Origin of the sequence: Pseudoalteromonas sp. SG45-2 (genome assembly GCF_014164115.1) — a bacterium.
In the GTDB taxonomy this organism is placed as follows: Bacteria; Pseudomonadota; Gammaproteobacteria; order Enterobacterales; family Alteromonadaceae; genus Pseudoalteromonas; species Pseudoalteromonas distincta.
In genome coordinates, this window is the sequence record NZ_JACJEO010000008.1 from 107,742 (window position 1) to 124,946 (window position 17,205).

Below are 17,205 nucleotides of genomic sequence, written 5' to 3' on the forward strand. Positions count from 1 at the left end.
CTAAAGTTAACTTGAGGTTTTATCGTGCTCCTAACTTAACTGATAGGATAACATTATGTATTTAGAGCACGTAAACTTAGTCGCGAGTGATATAGATAGTATGCTTACATTTTATCGCGCTGTATTTCCACATTGGTCGATTAGAAGTGAGGGCAGAGGCGATTGGCATGGAAAACCAAGACGCTGGGTACACTTTGGAGATGACACGCATTACATTGCGATAAGCAGTCATGGTGAAGGTGAAAACAGAAACTTATCGGGCCATCAAATTGGTTTTGCACACTTTGCTTATGTAACTAATAATTTAAGCGCAGTAGTAATGCGCTTAAATAAAGCGGGTTTTACTCTAAGCAAGCAAGGTAGCGAGAATCCTTTCAGAAAGAATGTCTACTTTATTGATCCTGCAGGGTTTGAAGTTGAGTTTGTAGAGTATTTAAGTGATATACCAAGCGAGCGAAATAACGATTTATAATAAAATACTAAGCAGCACGCTAAAGTGCTGCTACTCAATTATAGTGAGCGGTTATTATTACCCGTGCCAAACTGGGTTTTTAGCTCATTTGCAAAGCTCATAAATTTTTCTTTAATTGTGCGCTTTATTTTCACTTCAACCGAGCCCATTACTGCCTTTCCTTCAATATGAATTGTAGGGCCTTGGCGTTTGTTAAGCGACACAGATTTATTTTCAAGGCTACTTAAAATACAAAACATTTTAGACACTATATTGACATGCTCTGGTACGTAAATTTCATCGCTACCAAAAATACAGTTAACGTGAATAGTTACATTTTGATGCGCAAAAATAGCATCGGTAAAATCAAGCACCACCGATCCCATAAAGTTACTCAAATATATATTTTTTGGTACAACCCACTGACCACTTCGCTCGTTAGATCCTAAAATACTGCGTAATGTAAAATCATCATCACTGTTTTGCTGTGCACTATAATGTGGTGTAAATTGCGATTGTTTTTCTGCTTTATATTGCTGATCGGTATTAAGTGTTAAGTCTTCTACTAAGGCTAGCAGTGCTTCGTTATTAGGTGCATCCATCGCATTATCTAAACGTCTTTCGAATGCATCAACAGAAATAACACCATGACTGTAATTATAAATTAATTGATCAATCACTTGTTCGCGTACTTGCTCTATTGGGCGGTCTTCAACTTTTACAGACATGAGTTATTCCTTATTATATTTACTATTGATACTGCTCTTGTAGTTAGGCTGCAAACCGCGTACCAAATATAATTTCATTAATTATCAATTGGTTATTTTTTAACGGTGTTTTTTGTTTTGTTATATTAACGATAGATTAACCAAAAGAGCAATTATCTAGCTATTTTCACTATTTGAGAAAGTTTTACCGAGTAGCCTGTAAATAGTTACACAAACATAGATAAGGTTTTATCTTTTAATTAATTCAAGCCTTTGAATTTTAAGTATAAATAAAGTTGGCCTGAAGCTCGCATTAGTTAAAGTGTCTTTAATCAAAAGGAGAAAGATTATGAAAACATTTAACAAATCTATTATCGCAGCTCTAGTTCTTGGTACTACGGCTATGGGTGCCCAAGCAAACAGCTGGGAAAACGAAAGTAAAGATGCTTGGATTGATGGTAAGGCAGAAACCGTTCTACTTATGAACACTAATCTAAACAACTTTGACATTAACACTGATGTAAAAAATGGCAAGGTAGTACTTACAGGTAAAGTTAATAGCGAACTCGATAAAGAGCTAGCAGAAGAACTTGTACTTAGCCTAGATGGTGTAACTGATGTTGATAACAGCCTTACTGTTGTTAAAAGCATGGACACCGAAGATAAAAGCAACGACATGATGGACGATGATGATAACGACCTAACGGACGCTAAAATCACCACTGTAATCACAACTCGCTTCCTGTTTGACTCAGAAGTAGGTGGTACAGACATTGATGTTGATACCGACAACGGTGTGGTAACTCTGAATGGCTCTGTAGAGTCTGAAGCTGAAAAGCAACTAGCAGTTAAAATTGCTAAAAATGCTGAAGATGTTCGCGACGTAGTTGATAAACTAGCTATTGTTGCTGAATAATACAGTATAGTTAAGGCCCAGTAATACTGGGCTTTAAGTCTTTTCAATGTTTAATTTAAATGGAGTTTGATCATGGATATTATTCGTATAATACTTTCGGTTTTATTACCGCCATTAGGTGTGTTTTTGCAAGTTGGCTTAGGTATGCATTTTTGGTTAAATATTCTATTAACACTGCTAGGTTATTTCCCAGGGTTAATACATGCAATCTACATTATTGCGAAAAAATAATGACAGATTATATATTGTGTAAGCCGACTACTGAGGTTTAGCTAAATACTTTAGTACCGATCGGCTCACAATACTAGTTTTTAGAGAGTTTTTAGATTAAATCCAATTTTTAAAACTCTTCAACCCATTAATTCACTTCCTTAACTCACTCCCAATATTATTTTAAAACTATACTTATTGTTTACTAATAAGCTTTCCAGCTAACAGTCGCGCTCAGATTCTGATTTGATGCCATTTAGGAAATCTTCAACATTAGTGTGTTTATACATCCATAATATACAATCAAATACCTTATTATTTAGTGACAATATTACCTTCACTTCTAGTGTTATCATTAAGCTAGGTTTTTAGGCATGTTGAGGTAGTTAATTGAATATTCGACTTATAATGTCAGGCGTTGTGTCATTCATTTTTTATTTTAGTTGGGCCTTCTGGGCAAATAGTGCGGCAGACATTGCTAAATCGGTCACTTTTCAAGCTGCATTAGTGCAAGGGTTGTATAGTGGATTTGTAACGCTTGCGTTCGTAACTCCAATTATTTGTATGTTTCATTCTAAAACACCACAAAACGTCGCAATACGACAAAGTTTTAATTATGCAATTAACTCTAGCGCCTCGTATTTAAGTAACAAAAAAATAGCAGGCGTACTTTTTGCGCCTATTATTCCGATTACTGTTCAATCGAGCTTAGTGATTATGGTGAATGTAGTTAATCAGACACCTAATCTGGCACTGACAGTAGCCCCAAGCATATTTTTTACAGCCTTGTATGCCTACACATATATGTTAGCTTTGCTTAAAAAGTAGAGGGTTAAATATAAAAGACTATATGGGATAGGTTTTGTTTATAATTTAATGCAGTGAATAGCACGGTAAATATCTTACATTTTATGTTTATGCCCACTTAAAAGATTACTATTTAAGCAGTTAGCTTGTTGATTGTTAAAATAAAGGTTTTTGGTAGTGACAAGCACCTAAAAAGTTTTTATACTGCAACCCGCTTTAGTCGCTCTGTGACTGAACGCTTCAAAAATTAACTGCCTAGCAGTTATATAAAGTTGGCCCCTTAGCTCAGTTGGTTAGAGCACACGACTCATAATCGTTAGGTCCCCAGTTCGAGTCTGGGAGGGGCCACCACTTTTACAAATTTCCCAAGTAAATATCTATCCAAATTATTTAAAGCTACATTAATTTAATATTGTGTAATTTTTATTCTTTAGTTACCCCTAAGAATAAACGTAATCTAAATAAAGTTAATCCATAGATTAAGCTAAGCTTTCTTAAATTTGGAATAGTGCGAATGCACTATTAAATTCCAGCGTTAGATCAGATGCTTTGCTTTATAAGTGACAGTGATCAGCATTTAATGTCAGAAGACAAAAAAGCCCCTATTGGGGCTTTTTACTTACTAGTGTTTACTTTTATTGCTCAAAGCTACAAGAGTTAACTAATTTTTACGGTATATCTCATGCTCAATATCGTAAATATTTACGCTTAGACTGTCTGATGCTCTGCAATATGTTTTTAAACATGAAAGTAGCAGTTCGCTTAACATTTGTTTTTGCTCAATTGAGCGTCCTGCCAAAATATGTACCGCGATATGTATAAACCCTGATTTTCCTGCGCCAAGTTGATATTGCTGATAAGCAATAGCACGTGTTTTTATGGTTTCTAATTCAAACAAGTTACTTTCGAAAGCGGTTGTATGAATTTTTTCTACCAGTACTTGAGGTAAAACGGGGAGGTCTTCTGAGTGTTCAATAATAATGTGCGGCATTTAGGCGTTTCCTATTATGAGTTACTGCATGAGCGAGAGGTAATTGTACCAAATACAAGAGGGGTCACTAAACCCTGAGCTATCTAAAATCTTTACTTTAAACTAATTTAGTCGTATTTATTTTTGATGTTAGTATAAAAACAAACAGGTGAACCTTCGCTTAGTAACTTATCTACTAAGTTACCTATATATTGATTAAGGATAAGTATGAAATTACCACAAAAATTTAAACGTTTAGCTTTACTTGCAGGTGCAATTGTTACGTTAAGTGCTTGCTCTGACGATGTTGCTTCGGTAAGCCTTGGGTTATTTACAACTAAAGATGTTGTGGTGAATTCGCAGCAAGATCCTATTGTTGAGGGCGTTACTTGTCATATTAGTCATATAGAGGCTAATTTAGATTTTTCAGATCCCTCTGATATGTCTATAGCGTGTCGTCAAACGGGGCCAATTACAGCGCAGCAGCTACAAAAAATAGACCGTAGCAAGTCGGGCGAGGTGATCTTTAAATCATCTAAAAGTATATTATTTAAATCACTAAAAGTGCGTCGTATTTACGATGCTGAAAATCGTACTTTATTGTACTTATCGTACTCAACTAAAGAGTCCAGTGGAAGCCACCACCATGCGCTATCAACAGTGCCGCTATACAATACTCAAGCGTGGGACTGGGCGCTTACACAAAAAGACTAAGTTAGCACCTACGTAAGCACCTAAACTAAAACCTAAAAGAGCACACTATGTTAGCTTTATTTAAATCAAAGCCATTATTAGAGCAGCAAGAACAGCAATGGCTTATTGATACATTTATTTGGGCTGTAGAAAACTTTGATGCTGAGTTTTTTACAAAGCACACTCAAATAATACTGCCAACGGCCACTTTTTTCCCTGATTCGGTATCGAGCATTGAAGAAATGGCGAGTAATGTTTTTAACCGCGTTACTAATTACGCGGGTATGAACGCATGGCCTATCCAACTAGTTGCACCGCAGCAATTACAACCGCAAGTTTTTCCACACTTTGAATTTAGCAATGAAATACGTGGCGAAGGCAGCCATCTAATTGTGCCGCCAAGCCATACGATTAATATTTCTTTTAATCCTAACCAGATTAATCAGCCACAAGATTTAGTGGCTAGTTATGCAGGTACTCTGGCCACCATACTTATTCATCACGTTGGGGTGCTACCGCCAGGTGGTAGGGAGTATTTACCACAAGCTGCTGATGCACTTGCTTGTTTTTTAGGGTTTGGTGTGATGATGAGTAATACGGTGTATCAGTTTAAAGGCGGGTGTGGCTCTTGCTATAACCCATACGCTAACCGTGAAGCTAAGTTAAGTGAAACGCATACGGTATTTATGCATGCCCTAATTAGTTACTTTAAAAACGATAAAGTGTCTAAAAAGCATTTAAAGCCGCATTTACGTGGCCAGTTTAAAAAAGCACAAAAAGAAATTAAAGCATTGGTAAATAACTCGGCCAACCCGCTGTTATTAGCTTATTCGCCAAACTAGCAAGGATCTGCGTGGAATACTTAGATGAATTTTTACTGATTGTTATTGCTCATTTTTTTGCAGTAGCAAGCCCAGGGCCTGACTTTGCCGTAGTACTTAAGCAAAGTGTGCAACAAGGAAGGCGCAATGCATTGTGGACAAGCGCAGGTGTTGGCGCTGCTATTTTATTACACGTTGCCTATTGTGTTTTAGGTGTTGCGCTTATTTTAACGCAGTCACCTAGCTTATTTATGGCGCTTAAATATGTGGCTGGTGCCTATTTAGCTTATTTAGGTGTGCAGGCGCTTAGAGCGGCAAAACCACCAACAAGTAATCAAGACAATGTAGAAATAAAAACGGTAGTCGAAGAACCTGTTTGGCTTGCTTTTAGGCGAGGCTTTTTCACAAATGCATTAAACCCAAAAGCCACGTTATTTTTTATGTCGTTATTTACACTCGTGATTAGCCCAACAACACCTACTAGTATACAGGTAGGCTACGGCGTATACATGGCATTGGCTACGTGGGCGTGGTTTTCAATGCTTTCAATGATACTTTCTAGAAATAATGTAAGGGGTTTTTTCCAACAACGCGGTTATTGGTTTGACCGTGGAATTGGCATTATTTTAATTGCCCTTGCAGTACGTGTTGTTATTTAACTTATTTAAAAAGTGTAGGAGATAAAATGCCGTTATATAATTTTTCGTTTGGCTCTAATATGTCATCTAATCGTTTGCTAGCGCGCTTACCGAATGTAAAGCGTGTAGGAACAGCGGTACTTAAAGGTTATGAGCTAACTTTTGATATGCTATTTAAAGATGGCTCAGGCAAGTGCAGTATTTGCCCAAGCGATAAAGAAGACGCGCTGGTTTACGGCGTTATTTATGAGCTTAATGAAGATGAAAAAGTTATTTTAGATAGTATTGAGGGCGTAGGTTACGACTGCGTAGATATAGCCCCAACGCTTTTAACGGGTGAGACTGTAACTGCACATTGCTATATAGCTAATACCCACGACAGCGACGTACTACCATACGATTGGTACATAAAACACGTTCATCGCGGATCACTTGAAGCGGGCGTACCAAAAGAATACAGTGATGCGATATTAAATCGCGCACAAAAAAGCGATACCAATCAAGAACGCGCAGCAATTGAATTTGCAGTTCATCAAAAATAATAAAATAGGATTGATATGAAATTAACCAAACTTGCCGCAATTGCACTATTAGCAGGCACTACGTTTAGCAGCTGGGCACAAGTTGATACCAACAAAGTTGACGATGTAATTAAAGCGTCAATGGCACGTTTTGACGTACCCGGGATGGCAGTTGCCATTGTTGAAAACGATAAAGTAATATTTGCTAAAGGCTTTGGTGTAACTAATCTCGATACCAACAAAAAAGTAAACAAAGACACTTTATTTGGTATTGCTTCAAACACAAAAGCATTCACTACTGCGGCACTGGCAAAGTTGGTTGATGAAGGTAAATTAAGCTGGGATGACCGCGTAATTGATCATTTACCCGAGTTTAGATTGTACGATTCGTACGTAACACGCGAAATGCGTATTCGTGACTTATTAAGTCATCGCAGTGGGCTTGGGCTTGGGCAAGGAGATTTAATGATTTGGCCAAGTACCGATAAATCAGTTGATGAAATTTTAGCGGGATTACAGTATTTAAAACCAGCGAGCAGTTTTCGTAGTAAGTACGCTTATAACAACTTGATGTTTGTTACCGCTGGTGAAGTGGTTGCACGTGTGTCGGGTATGAGCTGGAACGATTACATCGAAAAAAATATATTACAGCCGCTGCACATGGATAACTCACGCGCGGGCTTTTCACGTATTCCTAAAAGTAATAAAAACTGGGCGACAGGTCATATCCCTATGGATGGCACGCTTCATCCATTTTTTGTGAACTACCTTGAGGACTTTAGAGGCGCAGGCGCCATTGCTTCAAGTGTAAGCGATATGAGTCAATGGCTACGTACGCAATTAGCAGGCGGTAAAATGCCAAGTGGCGAGCAGCTATTTAGTGAAAAGCAACAAGCGCAAATGTGGCACCCACATATTACATCTATGGCGTCTAAAAGTGCGTTTGAATCGTATCATCAGCAGTTTAGGGGTTATGGGTTAGGCTGGAGTATTGAAGACTACCACGGCTTTAAAAAGCTAGGTCATGGCGGTGGTATTTTAGGAATGGTATCGCAAGTTACTTTATTGCCTGAGAAAAAACTTGGTATTGTTATTTTATCTAATCAACAAGCTTTTGGTGCACTTTCGGCAGTAACCCATGAAGTGCTTGAAGATGCACTTGAACTTGAAGATAAAGACTGGGTAGAAGATTTAGCTAAAAGTCATTTTGAAGGCAAGCAACAAGCGTATGCTAATGCAAAACCAGAAGCCCCCGCTGACTACCAACCACAATTACCAAATATTAATTACACCGGAACATTGCACGATGACTGGTACGGCGATGTAATTATTGAGCAGTTAGATGGTAAATTACGCATTGATTTTACCCACACTAAACGCTTGAAAGGCACTCTTGAGCATTACACTGGCAATACATTTATTGTTAAGTGGGATGAAAAATTACTAGAAGCAGATGCGTTTATTCGTTTTGAAATGAGCTCACAAAACCGTGTAAACAGTGCCAAAATGCGCGCGGTATCAACACAAGTGACCGACTTTAGCTTTGACTTTAGAAACCTACATTTAAAAGCAAAATAGCTAATATTGATATTTAAAGTATTGATATAAACCAAAGTCGCAAAGCCACCCATCGGTGGCTTTGCTATATTAAGTTTTTACACCTTGTAAGGGACTTTTTATGCGTACCGCTGTTATTTCTCATCCTCATTGCCGTAAGCATAAAATGATAGGCGACCACCCCGAGTGCCCAGAGCGTCTAGATGCCATAACCGATAGATTACTTGCCAGCGGCGTAGATGTTGGCTTAACACACCTACAAGCACCCAAGGCCGAGCGTGAACATTATCTACTTGCTCACGATGAAGCTTTACTTAAACACGTAGAAAATACGCTACCAACAGAAGGGCTCGCTAATTTAGATGGCGATACGTGGCTGTGCCCCGATTCGTTTAAAGCGATTGAGCGGGCAGTAGGTGCAGGATTGTTAGCGGTTGATGAAATACTTGCCGATAAACTCGATGCTGCTTTTTGCTCAGTACGCCCGCCAGGGCATCACGCTAATAAAAACTCATCATCTGGGTTTTGTGTGTTTAATAACTTAGCTATTGCTGTTAAGTACGCACAAAGCAAAGGGGTTAAGCGCATTGCTATTGCGGATTTTGATGTACACCACGGTAATGGCACGCAAGATATTTTTATTGATGACGAAAATGTACTGCTTTGTTCGTTATTTCAGTATCCGTTTTATCCAAATACAGCGGTTAAAAATAATAGCCATATAGTTAATTCACCTCTGCCAATTGCCAGTAATGGCGACGATTTAAAAGAGGTGTTTGCTCAGCAATGGCTACCAAAATTAAAAGCGTTTAAACCTGAATTACTTTTTATAAGCGCAGGGTTCGATGCTCACCTAGAAGATGATATGGCAAGCTTAAAATTTGTTGAAGATGACTATACTTGGCTTACCGAGCAACTATGTGGCGTTGCTAAAGAGGGCGGTTGTAAAGGGGTTATTTCGTATTTAGAAGGTGGCTATGCGCTATCAGCTTTAGGTCGCAGTGCTGTAGCGCATATAAAAGTGCTTACTGAGGTTTAAATAAAGAGAGTGTTTATAGCCCTAGTAAATCAAACGCCTGCGCAGTACTTAGGGTTTTGATTTTACCAAGGCAGCATTGTCCTTCATTTAATAAGTAAGCTGTAACAAGCTGTGCTAGTTGCTCGCCATTCAATTTAGGGCAAACAGTGCCTTGTAAATTAAGGTAGTCACCTTGCTTGTTAAGTACTCGCACATCGCTTAGCTCACTTTGCGTAACGCTGTGCAAGCACTCTTGTTGCTCTTGTTGGTTATGGGCTATCTCAAGCTCATTATAAATAACCAATAATTGTGGGTAGCTGTTTAACATGGCCCGTTAGCCTACGGTTACTTCATAAGACGTAAATTTACGTATATTAATAACGCCTTTTTCAAAGATTAAGTACTGACCTTTAATACCTTGTAAAACACCACTTACAACAGGGTCTTTATCAAAGTTAAATGAGCTGATTTTTGTTGGGTATTCGGTTACTGGAAAGTTTAAATCAACCACATCTTCATCAAGTTGCTCTATTGCTGTTGCGCCAAATAATTCACTGAGCTCGTTTAGCTTTTCACTAATTTGTGGGATCAGCTCGGCTGCCGCTGCTTTTAAGTCAATTGCGTCGTTTTGACCTTTTAGCATATTGCGCCAATTAGTTTTGTCGGCAATAAATTCAGCCAATGCAACTTCTACTAAACCAGATTGCAGGCGAGTTTGCACTTTAAAAATAGGTAATGCCTGAGTGGCGCCTTGATCAACCCAGCGAGTCGGTATTTGTGTGTGGCGGGTAATACCTACCTTTAAACCTGAGGTGTTAGCGAGATACACATAGTGTGGGATCATGCAGTTTTCTTCGCCCCACTGCGGCTCTCGGCAAGTGCCTTGATCGTAGTGGCAGGTTTCTGGTTTCATTATGCACATATCGCAACTAGCAAGCTTGCGCATACATACAAAACAGTGACCTTGAGAATAGCTTTTTTTGGTTTTTTTACCGCAGTTAGAACATAAAATAGTGCCACTAAAGGTAAGCGTAAGCTCCTTACCTATAAATGCATTTAAGTCTACTAAGTGTTCACCTACAGGTAAGTGATATTGTACTGGTTCGGTTAAGCTCGATTTTAGTTTACGCAGTGTGCCTTGCATCTTTACTTGGCCCCTAAAGATGTTAAAAAGAGGAGTCTAACATTTTTAAGCTATATTGGCTTTTTAAGAAGTGTAAATAGTCGGTGTAAGGCAGTGCTTTTGCGTATAAATAACCTTGGGCGGAATCAGCGTTCATATCTTTGAGCAAGTGATGGATTTCTTGGGTTTCTACCCCCTCAATTGTTATTGATAAATTGAGGTTATGCGCCATATCAATGGCTGTTTGTACTATAACTTGGTGAGTTGGGTTGTTAGGCAAATCAAAAACAAATGACTTATCTATTTTAAGCTCACTAAAGTGATAATTAACTAAGTAGCTAAGTGACGCGTAGCCTGTCCCAAAGTCATCCAGTACCACTTTTATACCTAATGCGGTTAACTCATCAACTAACTTTATAAGTGCATCTTGACTATCTACGAAGGCCGATTCGGTTAGTTCAAATTTAAGTAAGTGTGCCGGCACTTGGTATTTAATTAAAATATTTTCTACTTTTTCGGCTAAGTTATTTATGGTTAAGTTTTTAGCACTTAAATTTACGCTAATTGTGTGCTCGTTATAGCCATTTTTTGTAAGCTCAACTATGTCTTTACAGGCTTGCTCTATTACCCACAGTGTTAGCTCGTTAATAATACCTGTGTGTTCAGCAAGTATTATTAGCTCTTCAATTGATAAGTTGCTGTAAGTTGGGTCGGGCCAACGTAATAAAGCTTCAGCACCACTTACGTGGTTACTTAATAAGTTTATTTGAGGTTGGTAATAAAGCGCCAGTTGATTTGTTTTGATTGCTTGTTGCAGCTTAGCGGCTAGAGCAACGTCCATCATCAGATTATTACCGTTTGACGATGACCCAACTTGATTAACGCTACCTTTTGCTTTTTTAAGCGCTAAATAACCACGCTTTAACCAATATTCAAAGTCGTTAGTCTTGCCTGCACTACTAATACCTATACTGTAACTAAGCTGCAGGTTTAGCCCTTTAATTTCATATTGTTTTGGTAGGCTACTAATTATTTTAGTCAGTAGTGCTTCTAGCATTTCTTGGTTTTGCGTTTTTGTAGAAATACAGGCAAATACACCACTGCTTAAATCGGCTAAGCGAGGACTGGTGTTTAAATCTGTTTCGAGGTTTGTAAATTCACGTTCATGGCTGAGTTCTAATTCAAGCTCTTTGGCTATATGCTTTATAAGTGTGTAGCCCTGAGAAGAGGTAATAATCGTATTGAGTGAATTAAAGTGACGTATTTTTATTAAACACAACGTTGTTGAGCGGTTTTGGCTTTGTAGTGCCATAAATGCTTGTTTTAGCTTGGAGCTATTAAGTAATCGTGTTTGTTGTGTATGCGTGGCATGATAAAGCGCACGTTCTCGCTGATACCTTACCCTGTCTGCTAATGCCATCGCCATTAAAATAACTTCACACAAAATAGCGACTAAAAAGGCATGGCGGGTTGCAAAGGTATACGGTAAAACACCAGTGAGTTCCATAGGTTGAATTGCCGCACCAAAAATTAGCGGTATCCATGATAAAACATAAAATTTAGCCCACCTAAAACCACTGCGTAACTTGTTATATATTAAAATAATACAGGTAATATAAAGCAGTACCATTACACCAAAAAATATAGGAGCCGCTATATTTTCAGGAATAAACAAGCTACATACAGCAAGAGTAAACATAAGCCAAAGTAGAGCTATGCTCATTTTGTAACGCCAACATTTATCTTTATGATAGCGCAAAAACATGGTGCAAAAAGCAAGGGTGAAAAAGGCGACCCCATAATTACTAAACACAATTTGTTCGTGAATAAAGAGCTGCCATTGCTTAGGCCATAAATAAAAACCAAAGCCCAATACTGCACCCATTAGTGTAATAGCGCTGACGATGTAGCCAATATAAATTAAATAAACACGGTCTTTTATACCAAAATAAAGCACCAAGTTATAAAGTGCAGCCATCAATAGCACGCCTACAAAAATACCCCAGATCCCAGTTTGAGAGCGCACTAAGTCAATAAACTCTTTATCACGATACAAGTTTACAGGTGTTTTACTTATGCCGATTGTGTCTATTTTTATTACTAGGCGTTGTGATGATTTTCTTTCTACTAAAAAGCGAATATGCGGCACGCTGTATTCAAATAAAGAGAGGGCTTCTTCTTTATCGCCGAGTTTGTATGTTTCAACTAGTTTGTTATTTTTATCGAGGCGATAAACCGTAAGGTGATCGACCATAGGGTTGTCAAAATGTGCTACAACATTTTGCTTGTTAAGGCTTTTATTTTCTAAATCAAGAAACAACCAATAATTTTGTTGGCTAAAGCTCCATGGAACATCTGAAAATGGTTGATGAGTAAGTAATTCAGGTTGGTTAATGATGGTATCGAATGTTTTAGTTTTGGTTTCGTCAATATAGTAGGCGTAATCGAGGTACATTGGAGCCGTTTTATCAATTGTATATCGTGTAGGCACGACTAAGTTTGATGCCAATGTACTGATTATAAAAAATATAAAAATCAGTATGGCAACAGCAATTGCATGGTAACGTAAAGTTCTTAGTTCCAACGTTAATTTACTTTTAAAAAACCTTTTAATTAGTGTAGCACTAAAAAAGCGCAGGGAAACTGCGCTTTTTTAGTTAAATTAATTGGTTATACCAATGAATAGGTATTATAGGCTATTGCTCGCGTGCAATAGCACGGTGAGCTATATCTGTACGATATTCCATACCATCCCAGCTAATTTGTTTAACAAGCTCATAGGCGCGTTGCTGCGCTTGCGTAACAGTGTTACCAAGTGCTGTTGCGCATAATACGCGACCGCCTGCGGTTACAACCTCATTGCCACTTTGTTTAGTACCCGCATGGAACACTTTTTCACCTGCAGGGTAATCCACTTTTAGCCCCGAAATAGCGTCACCTTTAGGGTAATCACCAGGGTAGCCTTTAGCGGCAAGTACAACACCAACGGCTGCGCGTGGGTCAAACTCAATTGTTGTTTTATCAAGTTCTACACGGTTAGCAGCTTCAATCAATTCAACCAAATCTGATTGCAAACGTAGCATCATTGGTTGAGTTTCAGGGTCGCCAAAGCGACAGTTATACTCAATTACTTTAGGGGTACCTGTTTCGTCAATCATTAAACCTGCATATAAAAAGCCGGTGTACGGATGGCCTTCGCTTGCCATGCCTTCTACCGTAGGGTAGATCACTTCGTTCATAATACGCTGGTGGATTTCATCAGTAACAACTGGCGCAGGTGAGTATGCACCCATGCCACCCGTGTTAGGACCCGCATCGCCATTGTAAGCGCGTTTATGATCTTGGCTTGTTGCAAATGGTAATACGTTTTTACCATCAACCATTACAATGAAAGACGCTTCTTCACCGTCTAAAAACTCTTCAATAACAACACGACTTCCCGCATCGCCAAAAGCATTACCCGCAAGCATATCGCGAATAGCTTCTTCGGCATCGGCCTCCGTCATGGCTACAATTACGCCTTTACCCGCAGCCAAACCATCTGCTTTTACAACAATTGGCGCGCCTTTCTCTTTTAAATAAGCAAGGGCAGGCTCAATTTGTTCAAACGTTTGGTAGTCGCCCGTTGGGATTTTATGACGTGCTAAAAAGTCTTTAGTAAACGATTTCGAACCTTCAAGCTGAGCTGCGCCCGCCGTTGGTCCAAAAATAGCCATGTTATGTTCACGAAACTTATCAACAACACCCAGTACTAACGGTATTTCTGGACCTACAATAGTAAGCTCTACCTTATTTTGCTGTGCAAAACTAAGTAAACCATCTAAGTCGTCAACGTTTATTGCTACGTTTTCAAGTTTTGGTTCAAGTGCAGTACCTGCATTACCTGGGGCTACAAATACAGTATTTACTTTGGTGTTTTGAGCGGCTTTAAACGCAAGTGCGTGTTCGCGGCCGCCGCTGCCAATGACTAAAACATTCATGGCGAAAATTCCTATTTAAAGCGGTTTCTTAAATTTCAGCGTCATGCGGTCGCTTTCACCAATGGCTTTATATTTGTCAGCATCTTGTTCGCCGAGTCTTAAGCTTGGTGGCAGCGTCCATACACCTTTAGGGTGATCGGCTGTATCTTTTGGATTTGCATTTATTTCACTGCTTGCTACTAATTCAAACCCAGCTTGTTCAGCAAGGTCTACTACGTAGCTCTGCTTCATATAACCTGATGTTTTTTGATCTTCATCAGCACGCTCTTCAGCTAAACGGTGTTCAACTAAACCTAATGTACCACCTGGTTTAAGGGCTTTATAAAAAGCTTGGAATGCACTTAATGCACCGCTTTTATCTTTGCCCATATACCAGTTATGTACATTACGAAATGTTAAAACCATATCGGCACTGCCAGCTGGTGCAATATCTAAATGTGTTACAGGTGTAAATTCAGTAATTTTAACGCTACTAAAGCGCTCATCTTCAGCTACTTTTTGTTTAAAGCCTGCAAGAGAGCGTTGGTAGTAGCCAACTGATGAATCAGCAGGAAAGTGCGCGGCATAATAAGTGCCTTGCTCTTTTAATGCTGGCGCTAAAATTTCACTATACCAACCACCACCGGGTGCAATTTCAACAACTGTCATGGTTGGTTTAAAGCCAAAAAATGCAAGTGTTTGAGCTGGGTGACGATATTCATCACGAGCGCTGTTTTTAGCACTGCGTTCGCTTGATTGAAGTGCATGTTCAAGGCTTGATTCGTGGTTATGGCTAAGCGCCATAGTCGATGTCATTGTTAGTGTGGCTACAAGTAGCGATTTTAGCGCAAATTTCATTGTTTGTTCCTTCACATTATAATTTTAAATAGGTTATTGAATAATCAGAATACGTGAATTTATAGCAAACAAAAAGGGTTAAACCAACGTTTAACCCTTTGTGTGATTAGTGGCGGAAATGGCGCATACCAGTTAGTACCATTGCCATGCCAGCTTCATCAGCAGCTGCAATCACTTCTTCATCACGCATTGAGCCACCAGGCTGAATTACCGCAGTAATGCCAGCGGCTGCGGCTGCGTCAATGCCATCACGGAATGGGAAGAATGCGTCAGACGCCATAACTGAACCTTTAACTTCAAGGTTTTCGTCGGCGGCTTTTATACCTGCAATTTTAGCTGAGTATACGCGGCTCATTTGGCCTGCGCCTACACCAATGGTCATACCGTCACGGGCATAAACAATTGCGTTTGATTTAACAAATTTAGCTACTTTCCAGCAAAACAGTAAATCTTTAAGTTCTTGCTCAGAAGGCTGGCGCTTAGAAACAACTTTTAAGTCGCCTTGCGTTACCATGCCTAAGTCGCGGTCTTGAACTAAAATACCGCCGTTAACGCGTTTAATATCTTGGCCAGCTGCTTTACCTGTCCACTGTCCACATTCTAATAGGCGCACGTTCTTTTTAGCTTCAACAATTTTTGCAGCGTCGCTCGAAATACTAGGTGCAATAATTACTTCAACAAACTGACGGTCAACAATTGCTTGTGCAGTAGCTGCATCTAGCTCTCGGTTAAAGGCAATAATGCCACCAAATGCTGATGTAGGGTCTGTTTTAAAAGCGCGCTCGTATGCTTGTAGAATATTGTCGCCAATTGAAACACCACACGGATTAGCATGTTTTACAATTACGCACGCAGGTACGTCAAATTCTTTAACACATTCAAGTGCTGCATCGGTATCTGCAATGTTGTTAAACGAAAGGGCCTTACCTTGCAATTGAGTTGCTGTTGCAACTGATGCTTCAGCAATGTTATTTTCAACATAAAAAGCAGCATCTTGATGTGAGTTTTCACCGTAACGCATATCTTGCTTTTTAGTGAACTGCATATTGATAGTACGTGGGAATTTAGTCTCTACAGCAGCTTCCTCGGTGTAATCAGGCACCATTTTACCGAAATAGTTAGCAATCATGCCATCGTATTGTGCAGTGTGCTCGTAGGCGGCAATCGCTAAATCAAAACGTGTTTTGTACGTTGTTGAACCATTGTTGTTTTGCATTTCGCTAATAACACGGTCGTAGTCGCTCGCGTTTACCACGATTGTTACATCTTTGTGGTTTTTAGCGGCTGCACGAACCATTGTAGGGCCGCCAATATCAATATTTTCAATGGCATCTTCAAGGCTGCAGTTTTCTTGAGCGACTGTATTCGCAAAGGGGTATAAGTTAACTACAACTATGTCGATAGCAGAAATGTTGTTATCTGCCATTACGCTTTCATCTTGTCCGCGACGGGCTAATATGCCGCCGTGAATTTTTGGGTGAAGAGTTTTTACGCGACCATCCATGATTTCAGGGTGGCCTGTGTGATCTGATACTTCAGTCACTTTTATGGCGTTATCAGCAAGTAGTTTACATGTGCCGCCAGTTGATAAAATATCAACGCCTTGCGCTTCAAGTGCGCGGGCAAATTCAACAATACCGGTTTTATCAGACACACTTAATAGTGCGCGACGAATGGGACGATGAGTATCCATTGTAGTTTGATTTCCTCAGTTAATGAGCTAGCTTAGAAGCGGGCATTTTAACTGATTACTACTCAAAAAACGACTTATAAAGGCTCAATAAGCGTGAGCATTTTGCAATTTAGTTAATAAACTGTAGGCATAAAAAAAGCACCCTAAGGTGCTTTTTTTGCATAATACCAGTTGTATTGGATTAGTAAGTAGTAATAACGATAGAAAAACAAGTCTATAACAAGGCAAAAATTTTGCAGTGTAGTTATTCTACATAAAAAACT

At 39.2% G+C, this 17,205-nt stretch carries 18 protein-coding genes and 1 tRNA gene; 11 read left to right on the forward strand and 8 right to left on the reverse strand.

From position 1 onward, the window contains the following. Positions 1–55: 55 nt before the first annotated feature. A complete protein-coding gene (locus tag H5116_RS07700; protein WP_002957825.1) occupies positions 56–472 on the forward strand; it encodes a VOC family protein in 417 nt (138 codons plus the stop codon). 38 nt (positions 473–510) lie between these two features. On the opposite strand, the gene H5116_RS07705 is transcribed toward H5116_RS07700, so the two are convergent. Further along, positions 511–1,179 (reverse strand): LiaF domain-containing protein, encoded by a 669-nt coding sequence (locus H5116_RS07705; protein WP_182715872.1) that lies wholly within the window; start codon positions 1,177–1,179, stop codon positions 511–513. A 328-nt stretch (positions 1,180–1,507) separates the two neighbouring features. Here H5116_RS07705 and H5116_RS07710 point away from each other — a divergent pair, with 328 nt between their 5' ends. From H5116_RS07710 to H5116_RS07725, 4 genes are all read left to right on the forward strand, one after another. Next, on the forward strand, positions 1,508–2,074 hold the full coding sequence (locus tag H5116_RS07710) for a BON domain-containing protein (RefSeq protein WP_024597541.1): 567 nt from the start codon (positions 1,508–1,510) through the stop codon (positions 2,072–2,074). 72 nt (positions 2,075–2,146) lie between these two features. Then, on the forward strand, positions 2,147–2,305 hold the full coding sequence (locus H5116_RS07715) for a YqaE/Pmp3 family membrane protein (protein WP_002957822.1): 159 nt from the start codon (positions 2,147–2,149) through the stop codon (positions 2,303–2,305). 369 nt (positions 2,306–2,674) lie between these two features. Continuing rightward, entirely contained in the window at positions 2,675–3,112 is a 438-nt protein-coding gene (locus H5116_RS07720) for a hypothetical protein (RefSeq protein ID WP_259398795.1), read from the forward strand. 253 nt (positions 3,113–3,365) lie between these two features. After that, positions 3,366–3,442: transfer RNA gene (locus H5116_RS07725), tRNA-Ile, on the forward strand. Between the two features lie 310 nt (positions 3,443–3,752). On the opposite strand, the gene H5116_RS07730 is transcribed toward H5116_RS07725, so the two are convergent. Next, positions 3,753–4,082, reverse strand: coding sequence for a 5-carboxymethyl-2-hydroxymuconate Delta-isomerase (locus tag H5116_RS07730; RefSeq protein WP_002957818.1), 330 nt, complete (start codon positions 4,080–4,082; stop codon positions 3,753–3,755). Positions 4,083–4,289: 207 nt separating this feature from the next. On the opposite strand from H5116_RS07730, the gene H5116_RS07735 reads away from it, so the two are divergent. From H5116_RS07735 to H5116_RS07760, 6 genes are all read left to right on the forward strand, one after another. After that, a complete protein-coding gene (locus tag H5116_RS07735; protein WP_002957817.1) occupies positions 4,290–4,775 on the forward strand; it encodes a CreA family protein in 486 nt (161 codons plus the stop codon). 47 nt (positions 4,776–4,822) lie between these two features. After that, complete coding sequence (locus H5116_RS07740; RefSeq protein ID WP_002957816.1) at positions 4,823–5,596, forward strand: hypothetical protein; 774 nt, start codon at positions 4,823–4,825, stop codon at positions 5,594–5,596. A gap of 11 nt (positions 5,597–5,607) precedes the next feature. Then, complete coding sequence (locus H5116_RS07745; protein ID WP_182715873.1) at positions 5,608–6,234, forward strand: LysE family transporter; 627 nt, start codon at positions 5,608–5,610, stop codon at positions 6,232–6,234. 26 nt (positions 6,235–6,260) lie between these two features. Continuing rightward, positions 6,261–6,755, forward strand: a complete 495-nt coding sequence (locus H5116_RS07750) for a gamma-glutamylcyclotransferase family protein (protein ID WP_182715874.1) — start codon at positions 6,261–6,263, stop codon at positions 6,753–6,755. Positions 6,756–6,770: 15 nt separating this feature from the next. Next, complete coding sequence (locus H5116_RS07755) at positions 6,771–8,312, forward strand: serine hydrolase (protein WP_182715875.1); 1,542 nt, start codon at positions 6,771–6,773, stop codon at positions 8,310–8,312. A 100-nt stretch (positions 8,313–8,412) separates the two neighbouring features. After that, positions 8,413–9,330 (forward strand): histone deacetylase family protein, encoded by a 918-nt coding sequence (locus H5116_RS07760; protein WP_024597547.1) that lies wholly within the window; start codon positions 8,413–8,415, stop codon positions 9,328–9,330. A gap of 13 nt (positions 9,331–9,343) precedes the next feature. On the opposite strand, the gene H5116_RS07765 is transcribed toward H5116_RS07760, so the two are convergent. The 6 genes from H5116_RS07765 to purH all read right to left on the reverse strand — a co-directional run bounded on the left by H5116_RS07765 (position 9,344) and on the right by purH (position 16,942). After that, on the reverse strand, positions 9,344–9,637 hold the full coding sequence (locus H5116_RS07765; RefSeq protein ID WP_002957811.1) for a hypothetical protein: 294 nt from the start codon (positions 9,635–9,637) through the stop codon (positions 9,344–9,346). A gap of 6 nt (positions 9,638–9,643) precedes the next feature. Beyond that, positions 9,644–10,453 (reverse strand): DUF2797 domain-containing protein, encoded by an 810-nt coding sequence (locus H5116_RS07770; protein WP_024597548.1) that lies wholly within the window; start codon positions 10,451–10,453, stop codon positions 9,644–9,646. A 22-nt stretch (positions 10,454–10,475) separates the two neighbouring features. Then, positions 10,476–13,016: an EAL domain-containing protein gene (locus H5116_RS07775; protein ID WP_182682567.1), complete on the reverse strand. Its 2,541-nt coding sequence runs from the start codon at positions 13,014–13,016 to the stop codon at positions 10,476–10,478. Between the two features lie 112 nt (positions 13,017–13,128). Continuing rightward, on the reverse strand, positions 13,129–14,412 hold the full coding sequence (purD, locus tag H5116_RS07780) for a phosphoribosylamine--glycine ligase (RefSeq protein ID WP_182715876.1): 1,284 nt from the start codon (positions 14,410–14,412) through the stop codon (positions 13,129–13,131). Between the two features lie 15 nt (positions 14,413–14,427). Further along, the gene (locus H5116_RS07785) at positions 14,428–15,249 is read right to left on the reverse strand and encodes a class I SAM-dependent methyltransferase (protein WP_182715877.1); all 822 of its coding nucleotides are present in this window, start codon (positions 15,247–15,249) and stop codon (positions 14,428–14,430) included. A gap of 106 nt (positions 15,250–15,355) precedes the next feature. After that, positions 15,356–16,942, reverse strand: a complete 1,587-nt coding sequence (gene purH / locus H5116_RS07790; RefSeq protein ID WP_182715878.1) for a bifunctional phosphoribosylaminoimidazolecarboxamide formyltransferase/IMP cyclohydrolase — start codon at positions 16,940–16,942, stop codon at positions 15,356–15,358. Positions 16,943–17,205: the final 263 nt, after the last annotated feature.

Bases quoted from the DNA above. Each gene is read 5' to 3' on its own strand.
- H5116_RS07700 (WP_002957825.1), top strand. From the start codon at position 56: ATGTATTTAGAGCACGTAAACTTAGTCGCGAGTGATATAGATAGTATG.
- H5116_RS07705 (WP_182715872.1), bottom strand. From the start codon at position 1,179: ATGTCTGTAAAAGTTGAAGACCGCCCAATAGAGCAAGTACGCGAACAA.
- H5116_RS07710 (WP_024597541.1), top strand. From the start codon at position 1,508: ATGAAAACATTTAACAAATCTATTATCGCAGCTCTAGTTCTTGGTACT.
- H5116_RS07715 (WP_002957822.1), top strand. From the start codon at position 2,147: ATGGATATTATTCGTATAATACTTTCGGTTTTATTACCGCCATTAGGT.
- H5116_RS07730 (WP_002957818.1), bottom strand. From the start codon at position 4,082: ATGCCGCACATTATTATTGAACACTCAGAAGACCTCCCCGTTTTACCT.
- H5116_RS07735 (WP_002957817.1), top strand. From the start codon at position 4,290: ATGAAATTACCACAAAAATTTAAACGTTTAGCTTTACTTGCAGGTGCA.
- H5116_RS07740 (WP_002957816.1), top strand. From the start codon at position 4,823: ATGTTAGCTTTATTTAAATCAAAGCCATTATTAGAGCAGCAAGAACAG.
- H5116_RS07750 (WP_182715874.1), top strand. From the start codon at position 6,261: ATGCCGTTATATAATTTTTCGTTTGGCTCTAATATGTCATCTAATCGT.
- H5116_RS07755 (WP_182715875.1), top strand. From the start codon at position 6,771: ATGAAATTAACCAAACTTGCCGCAATTGCACTATTAGCAGGCACTACG.
- H5116_RS07760 (WP_024597547.1), top strand. From the start codon at position 8,413: ATGCGTACCGCTGTTATTTCTCATCCTCATTGCCGTAAGCATAAAATG.
- H5116_RS07765 (WP_002957811.1), bottom strand. From the start codon at position 9,637: ATGTTAAACAGCTACCCACAATTATTGGTTATTTATAATGAGCTTGAG.
- H5116_RS07770 (WP_024597548.1), bottom strand. From the start codon at position 10,453: ATGCAAGGCACACTGCGTAAACTAAAATCGAGCTTAACCGAACCAGTA.
- purD (WP_182715876.1), bottom strand. From the start codon at position 14,412: ATGAATGTTTTAGTCATTGGCAGCGGCGGCCGCGAACACGCACTTGCG.
- H5116_RS07785 (WP_182715877.1), bottom strand. From the start codon at position 15,249: ATGAAATTTGCGCTAAAATCGCTACTTGTAGCCACACTAACAATGACA.
- purH (WP_182715878.1), bottom strand. From the start codon at position 16,942: ATGGATACTCATCGTCCCATTCGTCGCGCACTATTAAGTGTGTCTGAT.